Genomic DNA, 2,004 nt, shown 5'->3' with positions numbered 1-2,004 from the left:
CGAGGCGCAGGAGCGCCTGAACGCCCTGGGCTACAACGTGGGCACGCCCGATGGCGCTGCCGGCGCCCGCACGGCCACCGCGCTGCGCAACTTCCAAAAATCGAAGGGCCTGCCGATCACGGGCCGCGTGGACGCCGCCACGGCCGACGCGCTCTCGCGCTGAAGCCAAAAGCGCGAAGGGGACCGCAGGCCCGCGCCTGCCCGTCCCCTTTTGCGCGGCGCCGGGCCTGGCCCTGGCGCCGCCATGCCACCCCGGTCACTGCCCCCCGATGGGCGCCACCGTGTTCCACAGCGCGGTGCAGTGGGCCGCCGAATCGATGGACGATGCCGGGAGGCTGCTGGGGCTGCCCGCGGTGCTCCATTGCGAAAGCGAGGAGGACAGGCCGGCATAGGGCGTCCAGGCCGTCGGCAGCTGCGCGCCGCTGGCGGCCACCGGCGTCCATGGCGCCGGGCTGGCGGGGCTGTTCACAAAGCTCGCCCAGGCGGCGGCCATGGTCTGGGCCAGGGCCTGGTCGGCAGGAGGCGGCGGCTGGCTGCCCCGGGTGTACACCGCGTAGGCCGTTCCCAGGGTGTTGAACACATAGGGCAGTTCGTTGCCGTGGCAGACGTTGCCGTTCTTGCCCGGTGCGCAGGCCGCGACTTCCGTGGGCGGCTTGCCGGCGCTGTAGAGGTCGATCAGCGGCGGCTGGGCGAACAGGTAGCCGAAGGCCGGCAGCGCGGGGCTCGCCTGCGCGTTGCGGGCGGCCGCCCGGTTCGCCATGGCCAGGTTGCCGCAGCGGAACGCGAAGTCGTTGATCACGCCGGACAGCGTCGCCGCCGTGCCGTTCATGTAGCTCGGCGCGGGCCGGGTGGGCGCGCGGTAGGGGAAGACCGGTTGGCCCTGCACCGTGGTGCTGTAGCCCAGAATGGTCTTGGCGTCGTCCGGCCAGACCTTCGGCACCAGCCCCTCGTTGAAGACCAGGGAATTGAGCCCCACCCCCAGCTTCAGGAAGGCCAGGTTGGCGAAGACGGCGCCCTCGTCGCGGTTCACGCCGAAGACGAAGGGCTTGGGCGGCATCGAGGCCGTCGCGGACACCGCGTTGTAGCCGGCCAGGGGCTGGCCCACGATGACCTTGCCGTCCACGGTGGGCGACCAGGGCAGGCCATCGTTGACCTGGGGCGACGCCTGGGCCAGAAGCCCCACCAGCGGGCGCGTGGCGGCCTCGCGTTCGGCGGCGGCCAGGGCCTTGGGGTTGCCGGCCTTGCCCCGGGTGCCGAACAGCTGGCCCGCCTGGGCCGCGACGATCTGCGCCGGCGTGGCCTTGAGCAGGATGGGCTTGCCCGCGAGGCACCCGCCCACCTGGGTGCACAGGGCATCGCGGAACAGGCTTCCTATGCCTTGCGCCTGCGCGGGCGTGCGGTACACCGAGCCCACCGGGTTGCTCTCCATGATGGCGGCCTGAAAGCGCGTGGCGCTGTCCGGTGCCGAGAACAGGTGCAGCCCCGCCGACATGGCCCCGGCGCTCTCGCCCGCGACCGTCACCCGGGTGGCATCGCCCCCGAAGGCGCCGATGTACTTCTGCACCCAGTCCAGCGCTGCCTGCTGGTCCAGGATGCCGAAATTGCCCCGCAGCGGCCCCCCGACGGCGGGGTTTTCCACCGCGTTGTCGAGGGCCAGGAAGCCCAGCGCCCCCAGGCGGTAGTTGATGGTGACGACCACCATGTCGCCCGCCGCCGCGAGGTACGAGCCGTCGTACAGGTTGCCCACCGTGGCGCCCTTGGCGCTGTCGTACAGCGGCAGGTAGCCGCTGCCCTCCACGAACGCGCCGCCGTGGATGAAGAACAGCACCGGCCGCTGGGGCTGCGCGCCGATGGCCGACTGCGGCGTGAAGACGTTCAGGTACAGGCAGTTCTCGCTCTGCGCGCTGGTGGGAAGGTTCGGCCGCGCGGCCTGCGGGCAGAACGGGCCGGCGGCCGTCTGCGCCACGTTGCTGCCGGCCGGGACCGTCGCCGCCGGGGGGCTGG

General features: G+C 72.6%; 2 protein-coding genes. One reads left to right on the top strand and one right to left on the bottom strand.

Translation table 11 applies throughout. From position 1 onward, the window contains the following. Window positions 1–163 (top strand): peptidoglycan-binding domain-containing protein (locus AC27IQ_RS23275; RefSeq protein ID WP_487090966.1); only part of this gene is annotated, 163 nt, incomplete at its 5' end. 93 nt (window positions 164–256) lie between these two features. Here the strand turns inward: AC27IQ_RS23275 and AC27IQ_RS23270 are convergent. Continuing rightward, window positions 257–2,004: carboxylesterase family protein (locus AC27IQ_RS23270; RefSeq protein WP_487090965.1), on the bottom strand; the 1,748-nt coding region annotated here is incomplete at its 5' end.

The organism is Acidovorax sp. KPB24-07 (assembly GCF_057543315.1).
This window is presented reverse-complemented; position numbering and strand designations above follow the sequence as displayed.